The sequence below is a fragment of the Candidatus Omnitrophota bacterium genome (assembly GCA_021735655.1).
Classification (GTDB): Bacteria; Omnitrophota; Gorgyraeia; order Duberdicusellales; family 4484-171; genus JAHKAJ01.
On sequence record JAIPGM010000001.1, the window covers coordinates 79,500 to 103,538 of the forward strand.

A 24,039-nucleotide genomic window follows, 5' to 3' on the forward strand; every position below is an offset into this window, starting at 1 on the left:
AAGCTGCTGAAGCCAAGAAAGTAGCTGATGCTGAGAAAGCTGCTGAAGCTAAGAAAGTAGCTGATGCTGAAAAACTTGCTGCTGAAAAAGCTGCTGAAGCCAAGAAAGTAGCTGATGCTGAAAAAGCTGCTGCTGACAAAAAGATTGCTGATGAAGCTGCTGCTAAGAAATTAGCTGATGAGGCTGCCGCTAAACCAAAAACCCAAAATGATGGAGCTAGGGGTATTCGCGCTCCGCCAGCTGCGGAACCAAAGGTTGAAGATCAGCCACTAGCTAAAGCAGAAGAAGCAGTTAGCCAAGCAATGGAGAAATTGGTTGATGCTGCTAATGCTTCAAATGATGCTGCTAATGCTTATTCCGAAGCTACCAGCAAAGAAGCTGAAGATAAACTTAATAAACTAGCTGGAGAGTTTGCTCAGTTAGTTTTAGCTAGGGATAATCAAGATGATCAGGTTGTTGACAACGATGGTCAGGTAAAGGCTAAGGAAGCCGAAGTAAGCCAGAAACAGAAATCAATAGCCGAGCAAGAGGAAAGATTAGAAAAAGCTCTTACTCCTCCAGAAATAAGTGAAGATTGGGAACAGGCTGCCAAGGAGAGGTTTGGTAAATATAGCCATAATTCTAGGGGTAAATATAATAAAAATAGATTTCATAGCCAGACTCGCACAGTTCCATCAGTAGCTTATGATCAACCAGAAGAAGATTTTCGTAAAGGAATTCATGAGGTTGTCGGTGAAGGCAAAGAAGCCGCTGCTTATGTTGATACTTCAGTAGTTCATCGTGGTAGTGAAGCGCGTGGTGCTGGTACAGTAGTTTTGATCTTTGCTGTAGATAAAAATGATTTTAATAAAAGAGTTTTAATATATGTTGATGCCAGCCGTAGACGCGGTATCGATTATAATGATCAATATTTTGACTTAGAGGGTAATCAAGTTGAGCCTTTTGGAACAAGTGATAGCTTAATCATTAGGGTTGGCCAAGTTAGTTCCGACAAAGATGGAGAAATAAGCTTAGATTGGGGTGAACCTTACACTAGTTCTCGTGGCGAAATTAATGATATTTTTGGAAAATATAAACCTGAAGGTGAATTCGTGGCTGGATCAGAAGCTCAAGCTAGCGAGCGATCAGCCAAAGATTTACAGGAAGAGTTAGAAAAAGCCGAAGGCGAATTAGAAGCCCTCAAGAAAGCTAAGGAGGAGTTAACTGGAAAGACAGCTGAAACTGATGAAGAATTAAAAACTAAACAAGCTGAGATTGAAAGATTAAAAGAAAACTTAAAACAAAGACAAGCCAAAGCTGCTGAACTAAAAAGCGAAACCGCTAAAGCAGTAGATTTGTCTATAGAGGCGCAAGATATAGTTAAAAAAGTTATAGAGGCCAAAGATGCTCCGTTAGAGGATAGGATTAAAGATCTTGATCAAGCTATTGACTTGGTTGATCAGGTAGCTGAAGTTGCTAGAAGTCTTTCAACCGAAGCGGATAATGAAGTAAAAATAGCCGAAGGCTTGGTTGATTCAGCTAAGAAAATTGAAGCCTATGCTATTAGTTTAAGAGAAGATGCTGAGAGGAAACTGGCTGAGGTAAAAGCCGCTGAAGAGGAAGCCCAAAGACAAGCCGAAGAAGCTAAAAAGGCTCAAGAAAAAGCTGAAGCAGAATTAAAGGTCAAAGAAGCTAAAGCCAAACAAGCTTTAGCTGAAGAAGATAAGGCTAAGGAAGAATTAACCGAAGCTCAAGGTAAAACTGAGAAAGTTACCACTACCCAGACCGTAAGGGTAAATATTAATAAGCCGCGTTGTTGTTTAGTAAGATTTTTTATTGATCGTCCAAGATTTGTTCGTGGTTGGGTGCAAGATGGACATTCACGTCGTTGCGGCAGACAAACTTACCGTCAAGGTTTCTACCCTGCAGAAATTTACGTAGAAACACTAGTAGCCGTAGATACAACTGATTTAGAGAAAGCCGCAGCTGATAAAGCTGAAGCAAGAAAGACAAGTGATGTGGAAGTTGAGACTGCTAAAGGAGAGGTTGAAGTTGCTTCAACGGCTACCCAAGAAGCTGAAGCTAATTATAATCAAGCAAAAGCGCAAAGGGAACAAGCTGAAAAATATTTAGAAAGAGCTAAAGAACTTGAACAGGCAGCTACCCAATGGCGCAAACAAGTAGAAAAAATAGCTCAAAGAGCTCAAGAGTTAGTTGACCGGGCTCAAGAATTGGAACAAAGAGCAAAAGAAGCAAAAGAGGCCATTGAGGCGTACAAAAAGGCTCTTTCTGAAGAAGAAGGGAGCGGTCAGCCTAAAGGGCCTGAAGTAGGATCCTTTTATGAGAATCATCCATTTTGGTTTTTCTTCTTACTTTTAACCCCCGGATATCTTTTCGGAATATGGGCTGCTATACGTCGTCGAAAGGGACTTTCAATCATTCCTGGACGAGGAAAAAAAGTTGTTATAGCTCTTATTGCTGTTGGATTAAGCTTAGCTTTGGCTGATAAGGCTTCTGCTGCAGACGTCAGCTTAGCAACTATGGCTGTAGAGAGCTACATGACTTTACAGAATACTACTGGTGGAGTTACTGGTTTTGGAACTGGTTATGCATTAGGAGAAGCTACAGTAGCTTTATTCTATTGGTTGTTTGGTAATAAAGATAAGACTGAACAATCCCAACCAATCCAACCTCAAGCAGATCAAGCCCCTTCTAGTCGCAAGAAAGGAAAGAAAAAAGTTGGGCCAGAAGTAACTGAAGAGTCTGATTCTGTTGTACATGAAGATGGTGATAGTGAGGACGGTGAAATGGGTTCTGGAATTGCCACTTCAAAAGGCCGGAAAGATAGTTCGCAGTCAGCACTTTCAGATATAAAAGTAAAAGCTGAATTAAGTCCTTTAGGCAGACAGGTACGTATTATTATTGCTAGTAAGCAGGGTACCAAGAAAGCTCTATTGGATGAGATTTTTGATTTAGCAAATCTTCCGATATTTATTGCTACTGAGGAAGGAAGTTTCTATATTTACTATAACCCACGAACCAATCAGTTGATTATTACCGCTGAACGAAGCATTAGTAATAATCCGGCTAGTGTCGGTATGGTACCGGTGAGTTCATACGGCCAAGCAGCGGAATTAGAGACTCTTTGGGAAAGTGAAGATGGGACTGAAATGGCAGCCCTTGAGGGCGAAGTTGATGACTTCGATGATGTTACTATAAACAATATTCGTGGCATAAACAGTTATCTTACTCATCGTAACAGTATTGTTATTATTACCAGTGCTTCTGATCCAGAAGCTTACGTGCAGGATGGCGAGGATACAGTCAATGCTGTTATAATCCAGTCAAGTAGGCGAATTGTTCATAACTCAGTTTCCTTGATGAATGCTCTTGGTCAGATAGAAGAGGTTAATGCGTTCTTAATTTTAGGGACATCTTCTGATTGGATTACTACAGATGAAGATGGTAGAACTTTTATCCATCGCGCAGTGAAGTTAGTAGGTCGCGATGGTAATCGTATTCGTATGGTCGTTTTGGATTTTGATCAACCACTTGAAGTTCATTATGGAGTAATTCGTTTGGGACGACCGACTAACACTAAAAATATTCAGCATACCATAATACCTTTATCGCGTAAGCTTGGTTATGAATGGATTGCAAAACATAAAATTGCCGCCAATTTAGTTTTAGTTGATGCACACGTCGCTGTTCCGGATAGCTTTTCGTTTGTCCAAGATGGTCATGAAGATACGCCATGGATTAAGAGCGCACGTAAGCCTTGGACTATTCGAGGTCCACCCGGTTCGGGTATCCAATGGTATGAAGTAGCTCCGGGGACCTATGTTATGTTTGTTCAGGGCGCAGGTCGACAAGCCCGTATCAGAGCTGCGGTTGAGAATTTCGTTGCTACTCATCGGGCCGAAGACGGAACAGCTAAACCAGTTGTTGTCAAAATCGCCGATGGCTCACAGGGTGTAGGTATAGCAATGTTCGGTGTCGAAGAATACGATAACGAGTTAGATTTTATCGATGATGCCGTTCAAACTATCCAGGGTTTTCTTAGTGAAGGTCACAGTGTTATGCTTCAAGAACGTGAAATACCGGTTAATGTTGCGGTTAGTGGCCAGGATTCAAATTATCGTGTCTTTATATCTCGCAAAAACGGAAAGCCAGTTGTAACCAAAATTGTGGTCCGTACTGGTCCTTTTTCGAATGATCCAGTTAACATTAGTCAGGGTGCCGAAACTATAAGTTTTGAAACAGAAAGCTACGCGATGCTTGGTTTGACTAGCGATGAGCATGCTCGTAAGCGTGAAGCTATTGAGTCAGCAGCTTTAGCAATGTTTAAGGCTTTAGATGCACAGGCTGATAATGATGCTCTTTATGAAGAAACAGAACGTAGCCAACAAGATTTTGCAAGTGCCGATATAATTGTTGTTGAAATTGAAGATGCTAACGGCGTTAAGCAGTTCCATCCTAAGATTATTGAAGGCAATGGTACCAATTCAGGTGGTTTTTGGCATCTTGATGAATACTATAACAGTAGTTATAGCAGTAAGGGTCGTCAAACAACCGAAAGGGGTTTAGCTATCAAAGAATATGCTGAAACCATAGCCGCTCGTGCCCGCGCCTATCGTCAACGCCTTGAAGGGAAAGAAGGGGCAGCATACCTTGAACATCTTATGACTACCGCTGTGCAAGATGGCAATGGTTTGGCTGTTTCTGAAGATATTGCAGTTGATGAAGCCGAATATGATGCAGCGGTTGTTCTTATCGGAGGCTATGTTGATTCTCAGGCCTTGGCTATTTTACAAGCAGCGACTGAGAGTGATCCTGCAGTTGCTTTTGTTTGGGTTCGTTGGTCTGGTGAGCTTCGTCGTCGGAAAGGTGTATTATATGTTCAGGATGGCGTTCGCTATCGCGAGGGCAAATTAGAAGCAGTACACTATGCAGCACCTATTGCTGTAGGTATGGTGCATGCTGCTGGCACTGTCAGCAATAAACAATTACGTAGATTAGGCATAACACCACGTACTTGGAATACACGTGTTGAATTTTATATGCATCATAAGGCAGCTACTGCTTATATTTTACGTCAAGCTGGCGTATCAATGCCGAAAACACTTGCTTTCTTGCCGGGTAGTAACAGAGGGCCAGCTCTATTACGCGACGACCCCGATACAGTTATTGTATCTAAGAATGATTTACGTAGAAGAAAAGCTGCTGTTCGAGTAAGGATACGTCAACGCGTAAGTGAACTTTCAGAATTCACCACTGGCGCTATTGTTAAGCCGGCTAACCGTTCACGTAGTGAAGGCGTTGAAGCAATCCCTTATACTGGAACCGAAGCAACCATCGATGCTATTACTGATATGATTATGGCTCGTTTGCTTAAAGGCGAAAGTCTTATTCTCCAGGAAACACAATTAGCAAGATCAATCGATGGTTTATATGGTATCGGAAAAACTAGACACTTGGTACGAGCCTTCGGTATGATTGATCCGGTAACTGGGAAACCAGTTGTTTTTGCCATCAGATTTGATCCAGGACATATGCCGATCGGCGGAGCCGATAGTATTGTAGTTAACGCTACCCGTCATACCTTGACTGCTGATAAGTACCACGGTTATACACTTGAAGAAGTTGCTGCTATGTGGGGTATGGATCCGGAAAGCTTACGCAGCAGCATTGAGCAGTTATTCATTGATGCAGTTACTGCAGTTGCCTCAACGGTTAATCCACGTGGTGTCAGTCAGGCTTGGATTACGACCGATATGATTATCGATGAAACAACCGGAAAGCCGGTTCTCGTCGAGATGAATGGTCGTCGTTCAGCTCAAATCTTTGGTACTGAGAAGCACAGATCAGAACTTGCTCGTTCAGGAAAGGCTCCGGCACGTAGTTATACTGCTACTTTTACTGATGCTTTAGCTGCGAAGGCCAAGAAACACCTTAAGGTAAGTATAGAAGAGACTTCGACAGCAGCAGTTCCTTTAGACAACGGAAGTAGTCATAGAGGATTGTCTATACCGGTATTTTTAGCTGGAATTTTAACTTTGGGTTTAACAAATATTGCTTCGGCTGCCGAAAAAGGGCAAGCAACTAATTCAGATAATCCGCTATTTGCTTTATTTTTAATAGTTGCTATACCTTTAGCTGTAGCAGCTGTTGTATTCTTATTTGCTATAGATTGGGATTATTATTTTGGTAAATTAACCAGGCAATCGCCTCCCAGCGAGAGTGAAACCTCCCCGATAGGGGATGATAGATTAGAAGTTGATGGGGCTAGTTCATCCGTGGCTGCTAGCCCTACTTCTTCTAGCCATAGGGATGAGCCTCATCGACCTCTTGACAACAACTCTGGAGAAAAACGAAGCAGATTTTCTTTAAGATCTCTTTTCGGTGGAACAGCAGATAGCTCTTCAGCTTCTAGCTCTGCTAGTAGAACATCTCGAGAAACTCGTGCACCACCAGTTTTAAGAATTGTAATAGCTTGGGCTAGCGCAGGTAACATAGCCGCATTAAAGGCTTTAGTCGAGCGTATTAGGCAGGATTTAATTGATGGATTACCTTTTGATGTTGTAATTGAAGAAACAGTAGTCTTAACTAAATTAGATAAATATAACCAAAGTCATTTAGGCGCAACCAGAGATTCTAGCGTTGGTCAGTATATCCTTCCTTGGCCAAATTTAAAAACTAAAGCTAACGTACCTACCTTAGTTATTACTGATGCTGATTTGGGCGGAACATCTGAAGATGATTCTGGAAAACGATCAACAAATAATAGCCTTATGGGCAGGACCTATGCTTGGCAGAATATAGCACTGGCCACTACTTGGAAATTCCGCAGTTCAAACCAAGGTCTATCAGATAGAAATAATCGCAATAACATATTACATGAACTCGGCCATCTTTTTGGAATAAATCATGAGTGTGGCTGTAAAACCTGTATTATGCATCAAGCTGACTCAACCGAAGAAGTGGCCCGGACGAAACAATTTTGTAAGTCTTGTAATAACGAATTAACTAAAATAAATGGTGTTAAATCTAAAAAAACACCACTTGATAACGGTAAACAAACTAGACAATCGTCTCCCAGCGATAGATTAGAAGTTGATGGGGCTAGCTCATCCGTGGCTGCTAGCCCTACTTCTTCTAAACCTTTGGATAATGGAATATTCGGAGTAATGTTTAGACAAAGAGCCACAAGGATTGATGCTGATGGCCATGGTAATTGTTCTGCTGTGACTATTTGGGCTAAGAGAGTTGAGGCTTGGGATGGTTATTTTTCAGAGGGAGAGTCTTTTTATATAGCAGGTATTGAAGATAGTAGCGATTCATTAGGAGAAAGTACAGATCCTAGGTATGTACGAACTGTAGAAAGATCGGAATCTTCAGATAGGTCTCAAAGAATAGTTAAAGTAGAAGTCGCTGAGGGTGAATTCACGATTATTGAATTAGAAGACGGATCGGTTATTGCTCATGCCCATATATTTCCAAGACAGGGAACGGCCGATACTGCTTATTGGCAGCTTATTAGAGTGTTGGATTATTTTACCGACTCCAGAAATGGTTTTGATCAAGATAGCTTAAGAATTGCTTTTGGTTGGGAAGAACGTTTAGATGGATTTGGTTACGATGCAATTACTTTTAATAGAAGGTTGTTTAGAACTTCGGATTATATGGGGGATGGTCGAGGGCCAGTTTATAGTTCAGCTATGACTTGGGATCAACAAGTCGCCGCAGCTGGTCTAGTCGGAGTATTACCTAGTGGTACCGAGCGCATTAATGAGTTAGAGCAGTTGGCCAGAGACAAAGGCTTTGAAGTTATTTCTTCAAATACCCGTCAATATACGCCAGATCCGGCAGGTTCCGGACAGGGGATGACCGCAACAGATATTAGCGTAACATCTAGTGATTATTGGTTGTCGCATAGGCAGGCAGAATTTAGATTTCATTTACGCTTATCAGAAGATAAAAGACCGTTAGATAATGGTAAAGAGAGTGATTTACAGATTCCTCTTGATAATGGCCCAAAAGGACAGTCTGAATTAGCGGCTAATACCTTAGGCTCTCTAATTGCCGGATTAGTCGCTGCACTTCCAGTTGTTGGGTTGGTGGCGGGCGCCTTAGCTTTAGTAGTTGTACTTCCGCCGGCAATAACAACAACGACCGCAGTAGTAGTAATCGCAGTAATTGCGGCAGCAGGAATCCTATCGCTTCCTTTTGCCTATATCTCAGTAATGTTTTTGTCACAAGGCTTAAGAATTGCCATAGCTAATGTTGTTCATGGCGGCATAAGAGGCCCTACTGCTTTAACTGAACCTATTGCTACTCCGGGCAGTAATGTTTCAAGAAAAATTCCTGAATCAATTATGCCTTTAGCTCTAAGACATTCCATTAACCAGGTTCATGAACAAGCCCATCGTGATGGAAAAGATGAGCTTGGTGCTTATTCTGCTCAAGCAAAAGATTTCTTGGCTAAAGGAATAAAAGTTTTAATTCATCTTGGATTACTAATCGGTGCTACTAAATTAGTTTGGATAACTGGTTTCGGTAGTTTATTTAATGTATTTGTTCCAGCTCTCGTGGTCTTGGTTGCTGTTTTTTACCTATGGAAAGATTTAAATTCCTTAAGGGATAGTCAGCCAATTAAACTTTTCTATGAATCTCGGGTTTTACTGACTCAAGCTGAAAGTTTAGCCATTGGCACATTTGTTTCAGCCCGTGGTGTTCAAAGCCAAAGGGTTGGGTTTGCCGATAGAAGCTTAATTGATTCAGTCTCTCGAGTAGTTACTAATCCAGTTTTAGTAGTAGCTTTTGTTTTATTAGGAATTTCGGTACCGTTAACTGGCGGAGCAAGTTTCTTCAGTCTAGCTGTATTGCAAGGTGCTCTTTTTGGAGTCTTTGCTCCTTATTTGTTTAATGTGTTATGGAATTTTTTCTGGGATCATGCTCAGAAGGATGATTACCTGCAAAAAATAGCCGAAGGTTATAAAGCTAGAACACTTTCAACTAATAATTTGAACGAACTAGATAGGTTAGTTAAGCTTTTTGAGGATGGTTTAGCTAAGGCAAATAATTTTGAAAGAGTTTGGTTTAGGCTAAAGAGCTTTTGGATAATAGGATCAGTAAGACTTCCAGCCTTAACCGGACCAGCTAAATTTTTGATAGGTAGGTTACAGTTAGTTTTCTGGGGTTCAGTAATAGCTCTAGGAGTTCTTCCTTTTGTTGATCAATGGTTATTAAATATTTTTGGAGTTGGGGCTGAATTTTCTTTGCTCAACCTAATTGGTTATGATGGCGTTAAAGATGGCGCTGCCAGCTTGAGTCTTTCACATACAATCGGTGGCTTAATAAGAACTGGCATAATTGTAATGTTGCTTAAGATTTTTAGCCGTAGATTTTCTCAGCTTAGGAATAATATTCAAAATAACCGACTAGCCAATGGTAAGGATATCAAATTAGGTTCTTTGAGCGCTGGGTACTTAATTAAGAATTTTGATAGAGTAGATAAAGATTCAATAAAGCTAGCGCTTGAGCGGGGTTTAATTAATCCTTCAGGAATTCCGGCAGCTAAGGCGCTATTACGCGAAATGCTTGGAACTGAAGGCATAAACGTTGTTAATCCTTCAGTTTCCGGGAAGTTATTCCATCAGTTCTTTTATTACCTTATTCCCGATGCAATAACTTTTCTAGTCGTTATTTCTTCGCCGATATCCGGTTTATTGTATTTTTTACATAGAAGAGTACTTAAGAATTTAAACAATGATTTCAGTGTAGCGCATCCTTATTATTCTTTATGGCTTATGCAGGGCCGCGAGTATTGGGTAAGTTTTGGGCATATGTGGATAATATCAGCTGAGATTGAAGCAGTTGTCGATAGCGGCGATTATCTTGCCGGACATCAAGTTTTAAAGCATGTTGGTGGTCAAGAAATAGGTCAGATTGCTCATCTCTTAGAAGGTAAAAATGGAGCAATTTCTTGGGGTGGCCATATTTTAGGATTAGTAGAATCTTCTTTAGGCATAAGCTTGGCTCAGGTTGCCCATAATGCTTTAGGTGGTGAAACTGATGTTGTAGCTTGGCAACAAAGCAACCAACTCAAGATTCAAATTGACACAATAGAGTCGTCTAAAGATTTTAAAAGAATACATTCTAGAGCGAATGCAGAAGTTTTGAAGAATGCTGATGCCCTAGAGCAAATGTTTTCCTTTGAGGCAGAACGGAATGAATTAGAAGAATCGGTAAGAGTCCATGCTCGCAGTCTCCTTTATCAAGCTGCTGCTAGTAAAGAAGCGCACGATAATGTGTATGATCAAGATGGAAAGCTAAAACTTGATTTAGCAGTAGAGATTGTTGCAGCTAGGGTCACCGGTAGTATTTTAGGTAGAGTATTTTCAATGGGTCAATTTGGTGGCAGCAGTTCCTTGGGTAGCGAAATAGAAGTTGTGGTTGATGGGGACGCTGATGTGGTTGGATCAGAACCAAAAGTAGTAGCTGCTCCGTTAGACAATGGAAAGCCAAGCGAAAGACCGGTTGTTGATTCAGAAAAGGTAGATTCGGTTTCACCAAACCAGGCAGAGGGTTCTACGGTTGAAGATAGTTCAGAGGCTAAGGCTTCAGATACAAGAGAGGTCAAACAGTCCAGAGCGCCACCTGAGGAATCAAAGGAAGGTCTATTAACTCGTTTAAATAGAGGAATTTTCCGCAAAGTAGCTCCGGTCTTATTAAGTTTGCATATTGCTTTTTCACCGATAACTGAGTACTCTTTAGCTAGCTATTTAGAAAATCAAAATCAAGCAGTTGCAGTTCAAGTCCAGGAAGTTGACTCATTAGGGACGGTAGTTGATTATAGCCGTAGTCGAGACGGAAGCGCACTGAATGAAGCAAGGATTAAAGCTGAAGTTGAATCAACTCCGAGTGAAGCAGTTGATTTTGAACGGATTAACCGCGGCGGTGAACTGGATAAAGCTCGAGGATTTTACCAGACCCAAGGTCTAAAGGCTGCTTCGGATAGTTTTGCCGAGTATTTCAGACAACCTGGTAAGATTAGAGTAGGTGATTATGATCGATTTACCGGATCAGTCTATAATGGCAAATTATATCTATCTGAAGATACCTTAGATGATTCTTCAGAGTTAACTCTTACCCTAGTCCATGAAATTGGAGCTTTCGCTAAAAGAACTCATGCTCAAAATAAAGCTATGGAGTATAAGTTCTTGGTAGCTGAAGGAAAAGTTCCTGAAATTGCTTTAGAGATGGATCCGGTATCTCGAGAAGTTGTTAAACTTAAACCAGGAAATACCATAGCGATTATCGAAAAGCCTAATGGCGATTGGGTTGCTGTAGGTAAAGATGGAAAAGAAACTGTTATATTTGGAGCATCTATCCAGGTCGCCGAAGGGGCTAACCCACCTTCAGCCTATGGTGAAAATAAGCCAGAGTTACCTTATCGTAACTTACACGATACTGACAGAGTAAAAACTGAAGATGGGAAAAATCTGACTAGTGTTTTAGATCAAATCGGATTAAACTTTCAGCACTTCTACCTGATGACTAACCCTACTGCTGAGCAGTTAAAGATACTAGAAGGGATAGTAACAAAGGCAAGAGCAAGGGGTGTTGAAACTATGGTTACCTATTGGGCTGGTCAGCATACTAAGAACATTTCTTTAGAAGCTGAAATTAAGCAGGCTTTAAATATTCCGGCCGAGAGAGATTTGACTGAGTTTAACTTAAGGCCGGTTGAGGATTGGAATAAGCTTACTCAAGTTAAGCAAAATCAATTAAAGGCCCAATTGGGTATCGCTGCTACTGAAACTGTAAATGAAATACAGATTCAAAATCTTTTAATGCTTGAAAGCTGGAGTCAAATACCAGCGGCTCGGCAAAAAGAGCTTAGAGCCCAGATTGGTATCAGCGAAGCGGCCAAGTTAAGTATAGACCAGATAGATACGCTTTTATTTATCAATCTTTGGCAAAGTTTGCCGGTAGCTAAGCAAGCAGAGTTTAGAGGACGCTTAGGCTTTGAGGCTACCGAGAAACTCACCGATATCATGCAGATTGAATCAGGTCTATTTACTCTTTATAATCCTACCGCTGAAAATAAAAAGTATATTGTCGATCAGGCAAAGATGGTTGCCGAATGGGCCAATCAAGTTGGCGTTTTTGTAAAGATTGCTAATGAAATTAACTACTATGATAAGAATGGTCCGGTTCTTGATCTTGCAAAGATAAATCCAAACCAAATGGTCAATTTGTTTCCTCATCAGTTATATAAATTTTTAAACGAGGAAATAGCAGTATTGTTTAATAAGGATAAAGTTTTCTTAAGCTTAGGAAGGTTAGATGTTCCTGGTTTTGAAGATGAGCCATTCTTAAAAGATAATCTTTCAAATTTCAAAGGGTTGGCCTTAAACCTTTATCCTAACTGGGATCCTCAATTTGGCGGCTCACGTGAAACCGATCAATTATTTAGTTCGATAAACTATAGCCGTGGAATCATTGGTAGCATGCAAGCAGCAGCAAGTTTAAGAGTTCCAGTAATAATTTCAGAGTGGGGCGAGTCTTCATATTTAGCCGGCATTGCTAAAGCTATAGGAATTGGTGAAGTTGGTCAGGCTCTTTTTGCCCGAACTTTTTATCAGGGAATTCTACCATTTGTTGCCGGAAATAGTGATCCTAAATATGCTGATCGAACTCAATTTCCGAAAGTTATAGTTGGTGCGATCGTCTATAGTGGTGCTTACGAACAAGGTTGGCAGGCCACCTTAGATCCAGCTGAGCCAGGGTTGTCATTTACCGAAGTTGTTGACGCTTCAGATCCTTTAACTGTAAGAGTAAAACCGTTTGCTTTTGAACTTGCAAAGATAAATGATCTTTTGCAACGCATGGTCCAAGGGTTGGCAGTTGAGCAGGTAGTGGTTCCTGAATTTACCGCTAAGCCAAAGGCTAAGGTTGACCGAAGCCACGAAATACCGGAAGCCGAAATAACCAGGCCACTTGATGCTGCGGCTGTCGTTGAAATTTCTCGTGAGTCTCAAGCAATCCAATATTCTAAAGACAATCCTAAAGAGCCAACAGTTGTTTTATTGACTAAAGGGGTTGCTCGTCTTGATCCAAAGGTCATAGCAAGTAGTCTTTCTGGCATTGGAAGAGTATTCTTTGGGGATGATCCGCAACTTATTAGAGATTTCGGTGCTGATAATCTTAAAGAAGGTTTGTTTGAGGCGAGAGTATTACTTGACGGAAAAGTTATTGCAAGGCTTATTACTGAATCGGGTTGGAAAATTAGCGATCAGAGCAGAGTAGTTAAAAATGGCAAGCTAGTAAATGAAAAGACTGAAAGAGATGGAAGCTTTGTAATGCTTGAACAGGTTAAAACAGCTGAAGGTTTTGTAACTAATGGGTACTATATTTTTGATGCTGACAAATCTGAATATCTGCATTTAGAGAATTTAAATATACGTAATATTGATGAATGGCTAGCCATAAGAGGAAATTTCCCTCAGTATAACTTAGCTAGATCCGTTGGGGGAACTACTGATGTAGAGTTTGTTCGTGTTGAGATTGATTCTGCCAATAAAAATATAATTATTGATTACACGAGAATTAATAGCGGTAAACAGGTTCCTCTAACTTGGTCAACGGTAATTAGTCGTTTAACTGCCACTGCAGAAAGCACTGAAGCCGTCACCGCTACAGATATGAAACCGGCTGAGGATATGCTGGATAAGTTGTTACAATTAATACATGATGGCAAGTTTCATCGAATATCAAAACAACGGGGTAGTCGCGCAGCCCATAATCGTGAGTTACGAGCCAATTGGCTTGATTGGGATTTAAGAAGACATACTGGCATGAATTACTGGGAAGTTGGCTTACCTAATCCAATCCAGGGTTTTGCAATTATTACTAGAGCCGGATCACGCGGACAAGTAATATTCCTTTCCGATACTGCGACTGACGCTAATCTTCAAGCAAAAATACTTGGTAATTATGATTTAAGATTTACCCCTAGCGGAAGAGTTCAATTTAACTTGGAAGGTAAGTTAGTTGAGTTGCCTTCAGTATCGGATTTGAGATGGGCCTTACGGAATATTAATTTTTCAGGAGCAAGAATAGTTGGTGAAAGCCCTGAAAAAGGAATGGATATTTTAAGTGCCGAGATTCCTTGGTACGGTGATAATTTAACATTTTTGGGCGAGAAGTTAGTTTCTAAGGGTGAGGCAGTAACTATGGTAATGCTTCACGATCGTGATCGTGGTGAAGTATCGATTAAGATTTTAGTTGGCGTTACTCCGCCGGAAGGTGGCGAGGCCAAGCTCGACTGGAAAGAGAAATTCAATAATTTAGTTAAGCGTGACGGCGCAAGTTCGAAATATCTTTTTGGTGAGGTGCCTTTAGTTGAAATTAATTTTGAGCGAGTTGGGCCTAATACTTATCGGGTGATGGCTGAGGTTGATCCGGTATATCCCGGTTTAAGAAAAATAAAAGACGTTAAGGTTGAGACTGCTGAAGATATGGCCAAATTAGTTGAAGCTACTTTAACTAAGAAGGCTATAGAGGGAGTTGACACTGGCTTACGTATCGTTACCAAGGGTAAGTATTCTTTACTTATTCGTCTTGATAAGAATACCGGAGACCCGATTGAGGGAGCAATTGAGAAATCAGCAAAAGGCTTAAAAGCAGCCTCGCGACTTTTCGGTAAAACTGAATCACACAAGACCTTTACCTTTGAGGAAAAACTTGACCCGCGAACTGGTCGAAGCAGCGATGTGGCAAGACTAATAACTGATAAGACTGACGCAAACTGGTTTGGGCTTTATATCGTTGAAGATGTAACTCTTAGGCAAATTATTGCTGCTTTTACTGAAAATGGCACACTTTCCGGAATAAACGGCGTTGATAGTGGGTTAAGAGCCTTACAAAAAGAAGTAAATGTGATTGTAGTTGACGCTCAAGGGCGTCGCACAACCCAAGAAGTTACTCGTAGCTTATTCTTACGCTTTGATTTAGAAACTAAAAAGTTAATTGAAGGAATTGTTCAAACTGAGGATCCTAATACTGATAGATTGCGTCCGGATAGCCTTGAAAAACGTCAAAAGGGCCAGAGAATTACTGATGATGATTATTACTGGTTTGTCCGCGATGTCAGAGAGCCAAAACCGTTTGATTTTGAAGGTGCTATACCGTTAGATTCTGGACGCATCATAATTGTTAATCGCGAGGATCCTAATGTTCCTGGGCTTTGGTATGTGGTTGATGCTGAGGCTGGCGATATAGTCTCAGCTTTCCGTCAGAATGGATCATTAAGAAATATTAGAGGCCGGGAAACTGGTTTCCGAGCTTATCAGACTGAAGTTACCTTACGAGATGGTGATGGAAAAGCTATTTTAGATGACCAGGGCCAGGAAGTTAAAGTAACTCATACTTTACTTTTCAGGTTTGAGTTAGATGATCAAGGAAGAATTATGAAAGATTCTTTGGCTGAAGGTGTACTCCAGGCTGAGACTACTGAAGCTAAATTGCGTCAAGGGAAAGATGGCAAAGATGAAACTAATGATTATTACTGGTTTATTAATATGTCTAAAAGCCTTATATCGTTTAAGGTTACCAGCTATGATCAAGGTAAGTCAGTATTAATGATTTCTCTGCCGGAAACAGAAGCTGACAAAGATGGTTGGCGTCCAGTTAGAAGGTTAGAGGTTGATAATGCCAATCAGATTAAAGATTTAGCTGAAGCCTTAAAGAGAGCAGTTACTAATAATGATTATAGCGAGCTGGGTGAGAAAACTGACACACGGATTAAGATCGTTGAAGTGGGTAAAGACCGTCGTTACATTATAATGGATAGTAATGGAGAATATTCAATAGAGGTTCAGTCAAAAACCGAAAATGATGAAGAATATGTCTTTAGCGCTAAGGCCTTGGAATATGGTTATATTGATAAAGAGGGTAAATATTGGTTGTACCGCGGAAATTTAAAAACAGTTACAACCGAAGATGGCAATAATAAACTGCTATCAATTCAGGTAGATGAGAAACTCAATCCAGTTATTGATCAGACCACCAAAAAACCTTTTACCCAAACCGTAACTGTAGTCGCGGCCAATAGCCAGGCAGTAGTTATCATATTTGGCGACAATGAGCTTAATGTTTTAGCTCGCAAAAATGGGGAGAGGATCGGTTACGGTCTTAAAGATAAGGAAGATGGGAGATTGTATATCTTTACTGGTTATACTCGTAACGATGACGGAAGCTACTCTTTAAATAAATCGAGTGTTAAGTTACAAGATATTGTTACGATAACTGTTGGTTTTAAGCTTGTTTCTACGGCGATTGATGAAGAAATGAAACCGCTTATTGATCTAGACACCAAGACACCATACACTCAAATTGCTCCGATTATTGCTGCCAATGATGATTGGGTAGTAATTTTAGTTAAAGATAATAAGCTTAATGTTTTAAATCGAGATGACGGGAAAACGATCGGTTATGGCCAGAAAAATCCTAAAGATGGAAAACTGTATTTATATATGATTTATGAGATAAAAGACGATGGTAAATATTATTTGAAGAAATCACCGGTTGATTTAAAGGATACAAAAGTCGTAACTATCGGCTATGAGCTTATTTCTACTGAGATTGATTCAGATATTAATATAGTAATTGATCAAGCTACTAAGAAACCGAGCACCCAATTTGCTCCGATTGTTGCTGCTAATGATAAAGAAGTAGCAATCCTGGTTAACGGTGATGAACTAGTCGTTTTAGACCGAAAGAAAGGTAAAGAAACTGCCTACGGCTATGTTAAAGATAAAAAATTCTACCTTTATGCATCAATTGATGTGCTTAAGGCAATCGAAGCCGGTCGATTTTTAGAGACCAAACAAGTTGATCAGAACCTTAAACCGGTTAAAGATCCGGCCACCGGAGAAGAGATAGTTGAAAAAGTACCAGTAGTTGCTGCAGATAAAACAATTGCCGTTATCTTAATTGAGAAAGAAGCCCCGGGCATTGAGAATTCACACACACTTAATGCTTTAAGCAAGGCTACTGGTAGAAAAGCACGCTACGGCTATAAAGACTTAGCCGATGATAGTCTTTATTTATTTGATTTAGTTGAAAAGATCAAGGTTGTTCAAGCTGGTCAAAGCTTAACTACTATTAAAATTGATGAAAAAGTCAATACGCTTAGTACTGAAACATTACCAGTAGTTGCCTCTAATGATGCGGAAGTCGTCATTCTGATCGACAAAGAAGCGCCGGGTTATCCAAATACTAAAACTCTTAATCTTATAAATAGAGAAACCGGTTTAGTCACTCGCTACGGCTATAAAGAGTTAGATGATAATAGTCTTTGGTTGTTTGATTCAATTGAAGCACTTAAAGCTGTCCAGGCCGATCAAAGCTTAACTACCACTAAGATTGACAAAAAGATAGGCACGCTTGAAACTAAAGAAGTACCAGTAGTTGCTGCTAATGATAAGGTGGCGGTAATCTTAATTGATCGACCAGCTCCTGACTATGAAAATTCAAAAACTCTTAATGTTATAAGCAAGGATAATGGTAGAAAAGTACGCTACGGTTATAAAGATTTGAGTGATGATAGCCTTTATCTATTTGATTTGATTGAAACATTCCAAGCTCTTCGAGGACCAGGAACTTTAACTACTACCAAGATTGATAAAAAGGTAGGCACACTTGATACTGAAACAATAACTGTAGTTGCTTCTAATGGTTCAGAGGTAGTAATTAATCCAATTGGCGATAAGCTTGTTTCATTAGACAAATCTTCAGGCCGAAAAATCTATTGGGGTCATCAAAATAGATTTGGAATGTTTTTATTCTCAATGCAAGATTTAACTTTAGTTAACGTTGGCGATCCTTTAACTGGAAGAAAGATTGATCAAAATGTAAATAGCACACCGGTAAGTGCAAAAGTAGTGGCTACTGACCATTCTAACCGAATAGTTATTTTAGTAAACGGAAATGAGCTTAATACCTTAGATGCTCTCGGTGAGGTTAGAAGTGATGGTTATGGAGAGATGGATAAAAACGGCGATTTATTTTTATATGGCACAGAGTTATTGAATGCAAGGCCAGGCCAGATTATCCCAATCTATCCGATTGATCCAGATACTGTTGAGGCCGATAAAGCTAGAGGGGCCAAGGTAATACTTAAGATTAGAGGGGTAGTTGGGGTGGATGGTGTTACTACCAAAGCCGTTTGGTTTGAAGTTTATGAGGCTAAGAATTATGATGCTACTACCAAAACATTTACCGGCCAACCAGAATCAAGTGAAATCCATTTAATTGAAGCTGGCTCTAAGCCGAAAAAACTATATCTAAAAGACGATAAAATAACCCTAGAAGACCTTTGGTCAGTAGATCGGGCTGATTTTGGCAATCGCCATATTGCTACTGTGGCTGTTGATAAAGATAATTTTGGTGAAGTTGCCAAGGCGATTTTAACTGGCAAAATTGATACCTTAGAAAAATCAGGCGTAACTATTATGGTCCGTGAAAGAAGCGATAGCGCTATCTGGTTTGACGTATTTAATGAAACCGGAAAGCGCCTTAGCAGCGAAATCCATATAAATGGCGACAGTCAAACTTATATTGTTACCGGTAAAGACTCAAGCGCATTAATGTTGCTTGATGCAGAGGAAAATGCCGACAAAGATGGTTTTCGTAAAGTTTTTAAAATTAACTTAAGCTCTCCTGAGTCGTTAGAAAAAGTTGCTAAGGCTTTACGTGATCCGGAGAGTAAAGCTTTACTCGGAGAGGTAACTGGTACAATTGGAAAGGTATTTCATGACAATGAGCATATAATTTTGTTTGCTTTTGACAGCGAAGGAAAGCTATCTCGAGGTTTACTCGAAGAGGTCGGTCCTACGGCAACTGATCAGCCGCTACCGTTTAGAGTAAGAGATGGAACCATCAGAGTTCTTTGGGGAGAGGATGCTTCACAAACTGTAATCGTTGATGGATCGGAAATGCATTATTTAAAAGAACGAGCAGTTGACGCTAAGGCTTTTGAGGCAAAGATAAGAGAAGCCACCACCTTTAAAGAAGTAAAAGATTTTCTTGATAATACTCCCGATACTGGTTTAGTCGCTTTAATCGTCAGCCAAGATATTATTTTTAAGGGAACCCCGGCAGTATTGAACCGGATATATATTCCCGGGTTATTACCTTTATACGAAGTAATTTCCAATACCGAAACTTCTAAAGTTTCTGAGTTTGAAGGTAAAGTTGAGGCTCGTTTTTATCCCTACACTCAGGAAAGAAAACTATTAGATCCTAGCCGAAAAGACCTTTTAACTGTTTCAGGGATGATGACCGTTGACGAAGGTCAAACCTTTAAAGATTTGCCAGTTGGATTACAGCAGACTCTTACTGATAAATATGGACCAATTGCTCCGGATGCAGCGATAGTCCATCGTCACTTCTATAAGCAAGACGGTAATAAATACGATGAAGTACGTCAGCCCGGCGGTAGGGCTGATTCTTGGTTGCAAGGCTATGTTATCGAAGTTGACCATGCTATCGTTGTTGGTGGAAAAGAGTTACGCCAGGTAAATGGTAAGGATCTTAAATATACCATTGAGGTTGATAGAAAAGGTAATTTTGAAATCGCCCGCGTACATATTGATCATGTTGAATTGGCAACTATTGTTAAGGATCCAGAAAGCGGTAATATAGCTGCTATTTTTAAACCGGAAACCGGTCTTGTCCCCGATGAGGCCATACTTAGGATTGCTCAATATATTGACATAAATGGTATTGATTCATTTAATGTATCGGATAGTGAAAAGCAGAAAATAATTGTTGTTGCTAACGATATTTTAGAAAGAGATCTAAGGGCAGTGCCGATTACCGATGGCGAAAGAGAGCTAGTATCTCAGTTGATTTCGCGAATAAGTTTTCAGGCTGATTTTGTGGCTAAAAAATACTATAAGCTTGGTCAATTGCATAAAATTGTACTTGCGGAAAAACCACGAACAATTAGCGATATCATTGGTTCTGTTGGTAATGATCCGATAGCCCGCGCTAAGATTGATAATAGACTTAAGGTGATTAGCCAAGGTTTAGGCCGACAGATGCCACGCGGCGGAGTAGCAGCGTTGACTATTACCCCTAGTTTGGTTTTACAGCTCAATGGGAATATTATGCGTGAGTATCGTTTTAAAGAAGATCGTTTAGCCAGGCTAATTGCTTTTGAACAAGGTCAGGAATTGGCAGTTAATGTAGCGTTTAATAACCGAGGTGATCCAGTTCAAACCTTTAAGCTTTCAAAAAGCGAGCATTCAGACCGTCAGGTTGGCTCACAAGTAATTGCTTGGGGCCAAACTCCGATGGCCGAGCGTGATGGTGAAATTTCTGATGAAGCTGATAGCTCTGAAGCTAAAGTTATCTTTGAACAGGATATTCCGGAGACTGCTCGGGCATTTCAGGAATTTGCCGCTAGCTTGAAAGAGAAACATGGGGTAACGGTTACCGGAGATCTCTGGGAAGCGATGGGTAAAATGGGAATTGTTCCGTCAACCATGATTACTCGCAGCGTACTTTATGAATATCCGCATAGTGGTAATATTGGTTCAACCAGCTTTACTTCACCGCTTATTGAAAATAACGGTAGGGTTGAGATTGATCCGCAATATCGTGATTCAACTAAACAGATTGAGATGCTTTTTGTGCCTAATGATCCGCAAGGCCGGACATTGGCAACTAGATTTATTACCGAAGAAGGGTATAACTGGGTTATTAATATGTGGGGGCTTAAGGGCACCGATGCCCCGTTAGGAGTTTTGCCGGCCAGCATAACTATTAAATATGAAAATGGTAAATATAGCGGTTATGAGTTTAGCCGCTTCAAGCAATCAATTAGCGGCGAAGAATTAAATGCTGAATCAGGTTTGAATTTATATAGTGGCCTGCAGGCTTACGAATATGAAGTATTTAATTCCGCTGTTGTACGTAATGTAATTTATTCTTCACAGGCTCAACTTTTAGGCGAGCGTTATGCTTTTGTAACTGGCAGGCCGGCTAAGGAGATTTTAGGAACCTCAACTTTAAACAAACCAGCGGTTGAGACTTTGTTTTTTAATCCCAACTCATCTTTACGCAGCCCGGTCAGATCAGTGTTAACAGTTGAACAAGAGCTAGCTAATAAAATTATAATTCCTGAGATGATCGATGATCAACATTGGATTACTCCGCCTGGCGAAACAGTGTTGATTCAAACCGATAAAGGCATTAAGCCGGCGGTTAGGGTTGTGGTTAAAGATCAATATAGCGTACGCTACGAAATAGAAGAAGGTAAACAGATTACCTATATTGTTGCTTTAGAGAGTGAAGGTTCAGCAATCCATACTAGATTTTGGCAAGAGTCAAAATTCATCGGTGACAAAGCAATAACTAAATATCGCGTAAACATAACTGATGAGTGGAAGGCTGATTTAAAAGCTAGTGCAAAATATATAGCTTTTATGCCGCTTGTGCTTGCGGCAATTGTGCTTTTAGGTTTTATTTTATCTAAGGTCGGCTTTACTCTAAGAAGGGCCTTGCAGCTTTTAGGATTAATCTTTGATGTCGTCATTAGACCGATACTTTTAATTCCTCATCTTTATAAAATATGGAAATACGGAAGCAGCAGTACCGGAGATTTCTTTAGACGTTGGCTTTGGCCGTTTGGCTTAAAGGAGTCTAATCCTTATGTTCATGCTTATAAGGTTTGGCTAGCTATTAGCGGAAAAACCGACGAGAAATTTACTGAAGGCATTAACAACCCCGACACTACTGATACCACTGAAGCCGAGATTACTAAATTGTTTGAGGAGATGTATGAGTTCTCAGTTAAACTTAAAGACGCCCCTGATTTTGTATTGTATCTTGTTTGGAGAAAGAGGATGGGGGCAACTGAAGCTGAAATGGAGGAGCATAAAGACATCTGGTTTGATATTATTGTAGCCAACCAGAACTTTACAAAAAAAAGCAAGGGTACAGTTACCATGCAGCATCGTTTTCATTATGACGATCTTGGTAATTTGTTCAGAACCCGTAAGTTCATTGATCGTTATGAACAATACAGAGAAAGTGGAAATCTTGACCCTTACCGAAAGTATGTTGATTTATTAAACAGCGATCTTGGCGCTATCAACTTATCGCGCCGTCAGCTACTTGAAATAATCCACTATAGTGGCAGTTTAATTAATTCATTAAAGTATAGGGGTCGACATTCTGAGTTTGGATTACCTAGCGAAGCAATACTTTGGAAAACATTTCGCACCCTTGACGGTGGACCTTCAGGATTATTTGGTTGGTTGGGCATTGCTCGAATACTTTTCAGACAAGGCTCGATATTTGCTATAAGTTTCTTTGTATTCTTAGCTAAATACTTACCGTTAGCAAAAATTGTAGCCTTCCTTTTTAGTAATCCTTGGATTATCTTAGCTTTAATTGCTATTGCCCTTAGCTTAGGAATATATACTTATTTAAGAAGAAATTACGACAAGGTAAGTCATATGGGTCCGGCCTCAAGAGCATTAGCTTATCCTTTTGTTTTAGTTGCTTCAATTGTTAGAAGCGTGTTGAATGCCTATACTTTAAGCATAGCTGCCATATTTGCCGGTGGAGTATTAATGAATGATGCGGCAGCTTTCAGTGGTGTAACTGGGTTAGCTTCTTTTTCTGAGGCAGCTTTAGGTAGTTTAAAAGCAGTTTCCTTAAGTGATCCTTATGTATTAAGCTTTATATTGATGCTAGTTGCTTTGTTTGGGATATTTGGCTTTTTGGATAATATGATTTCAGTTAAATATAACCCAACCAAGAAAGAGTTCGGCTATGCACCTTTGAGAGACGCAAAGTGGTTTAGTGAAATTGTTTTTTCTGGTGGAATGATGTTGCTTACCTTTGGTATAAAATTTGTCCTAAACTACTTTACTTTTAAATTTGTAATGGTTCCAACTAGCAGTTATTTGGCGAGCTCTTATGCTCCGCCAGCTTGGGCTTTTAAAACATATTTGGCTATAATGGCTATTGTAATTGTTATTGTAATTACTGTAAAACTTGTTGCTTATATTAGAAAGCTTAATGCAGTTAGAAAGTCAGATACGGGTAAAGTTATGGCAACAGTATGGAGTGATATCAAATCTTTAAAACTTGTTGCTTATGTTAGAAAGCTTAATGCAGTTAGAAAGTCGGATACGGGTTCAGTTATGGCAACAGTATGGAGTGATATCAGATCTTTAGGAAGAGGCGACATTGGCGATTGGATAGGATTTGCCTTTAAGTGGTTTAGTTTAATTGGCTTGCCTTTGTTGCTTTATTTCTATGGGCAAGTATTTTTAGTAATTGTCCTTTGGCTTCCTTTTGCTGCTTTTTATATACTGGATACTTTCTTTGTTTTCTATATTTTAGAGGGTATAGCCGGATACTTGCGTGGCAGCTACCTTGGTTTAAACCGAATAAGGAATTGGCCGCAATTAGTGGCTAATTTTCCTCATTTAAAACAGGCCATTAGGGCTAATTATGCTCATCGGGGAATTCGCAAGGCTGATGGGTCACGCCTAACTAAAGAAGAAAGAGACTCAATAGTTGAGGAGATTTGGAATGGAATAATAGAGCATGTTTTTAAGGAGGATAGACTTTTCGAGGAAGAAAGGGATCGATATTCTTACACGGCTGATGGTGGTCCCAATCTCATAAAAGCACCGGAAGAGGATGAGGCTTTCGATCGAATTATCTTTTTTGCAACTTCCATGTTCATGCATACACCGCGTATGCCCAAGACCTGGGCAGACTTACGTTCCCATGCTGTTGTTGATCCGGCTAATGATGAAGATGTCTTTTATAATTTTGAAGGGACAATTACTAGTTTAAATGAAGAAGCAAGGGTAGATCCTGACGATGATTCTCTTCCCGGTGTACAGAAAACATTCTTGTGTTATGAGATTTATCTTTATTCTAACCAGTGGTTAAATTTTAAACGCCGAATGCAGGCCTCAGGAAAATTCAGGAATACTGAAATTCAGGAGTTACAGAACATAT

General features: G+C 40.1%; 1 protein-coding gene (cut by both window edges). It reads left to right on the forward strand.

This entire window lies inside a single protein-coding gene on the forward strand: locus K9L86_00250, encoding a 4-alpha-glucanotransferase (GenBank protein ID MCF7907297.1). The 137,664-nt coding sequence extends 26,125 nt beyond the window's left edge and 87,500 nt beyond its right edge, so the window shows coding positions 26,126-50,164, spanning codon 8,709 (partial) through codon 16,722 (partial); the first complete codon in view begins at position 3. Both codon boundaries (start and stop) fall beyond the window edges.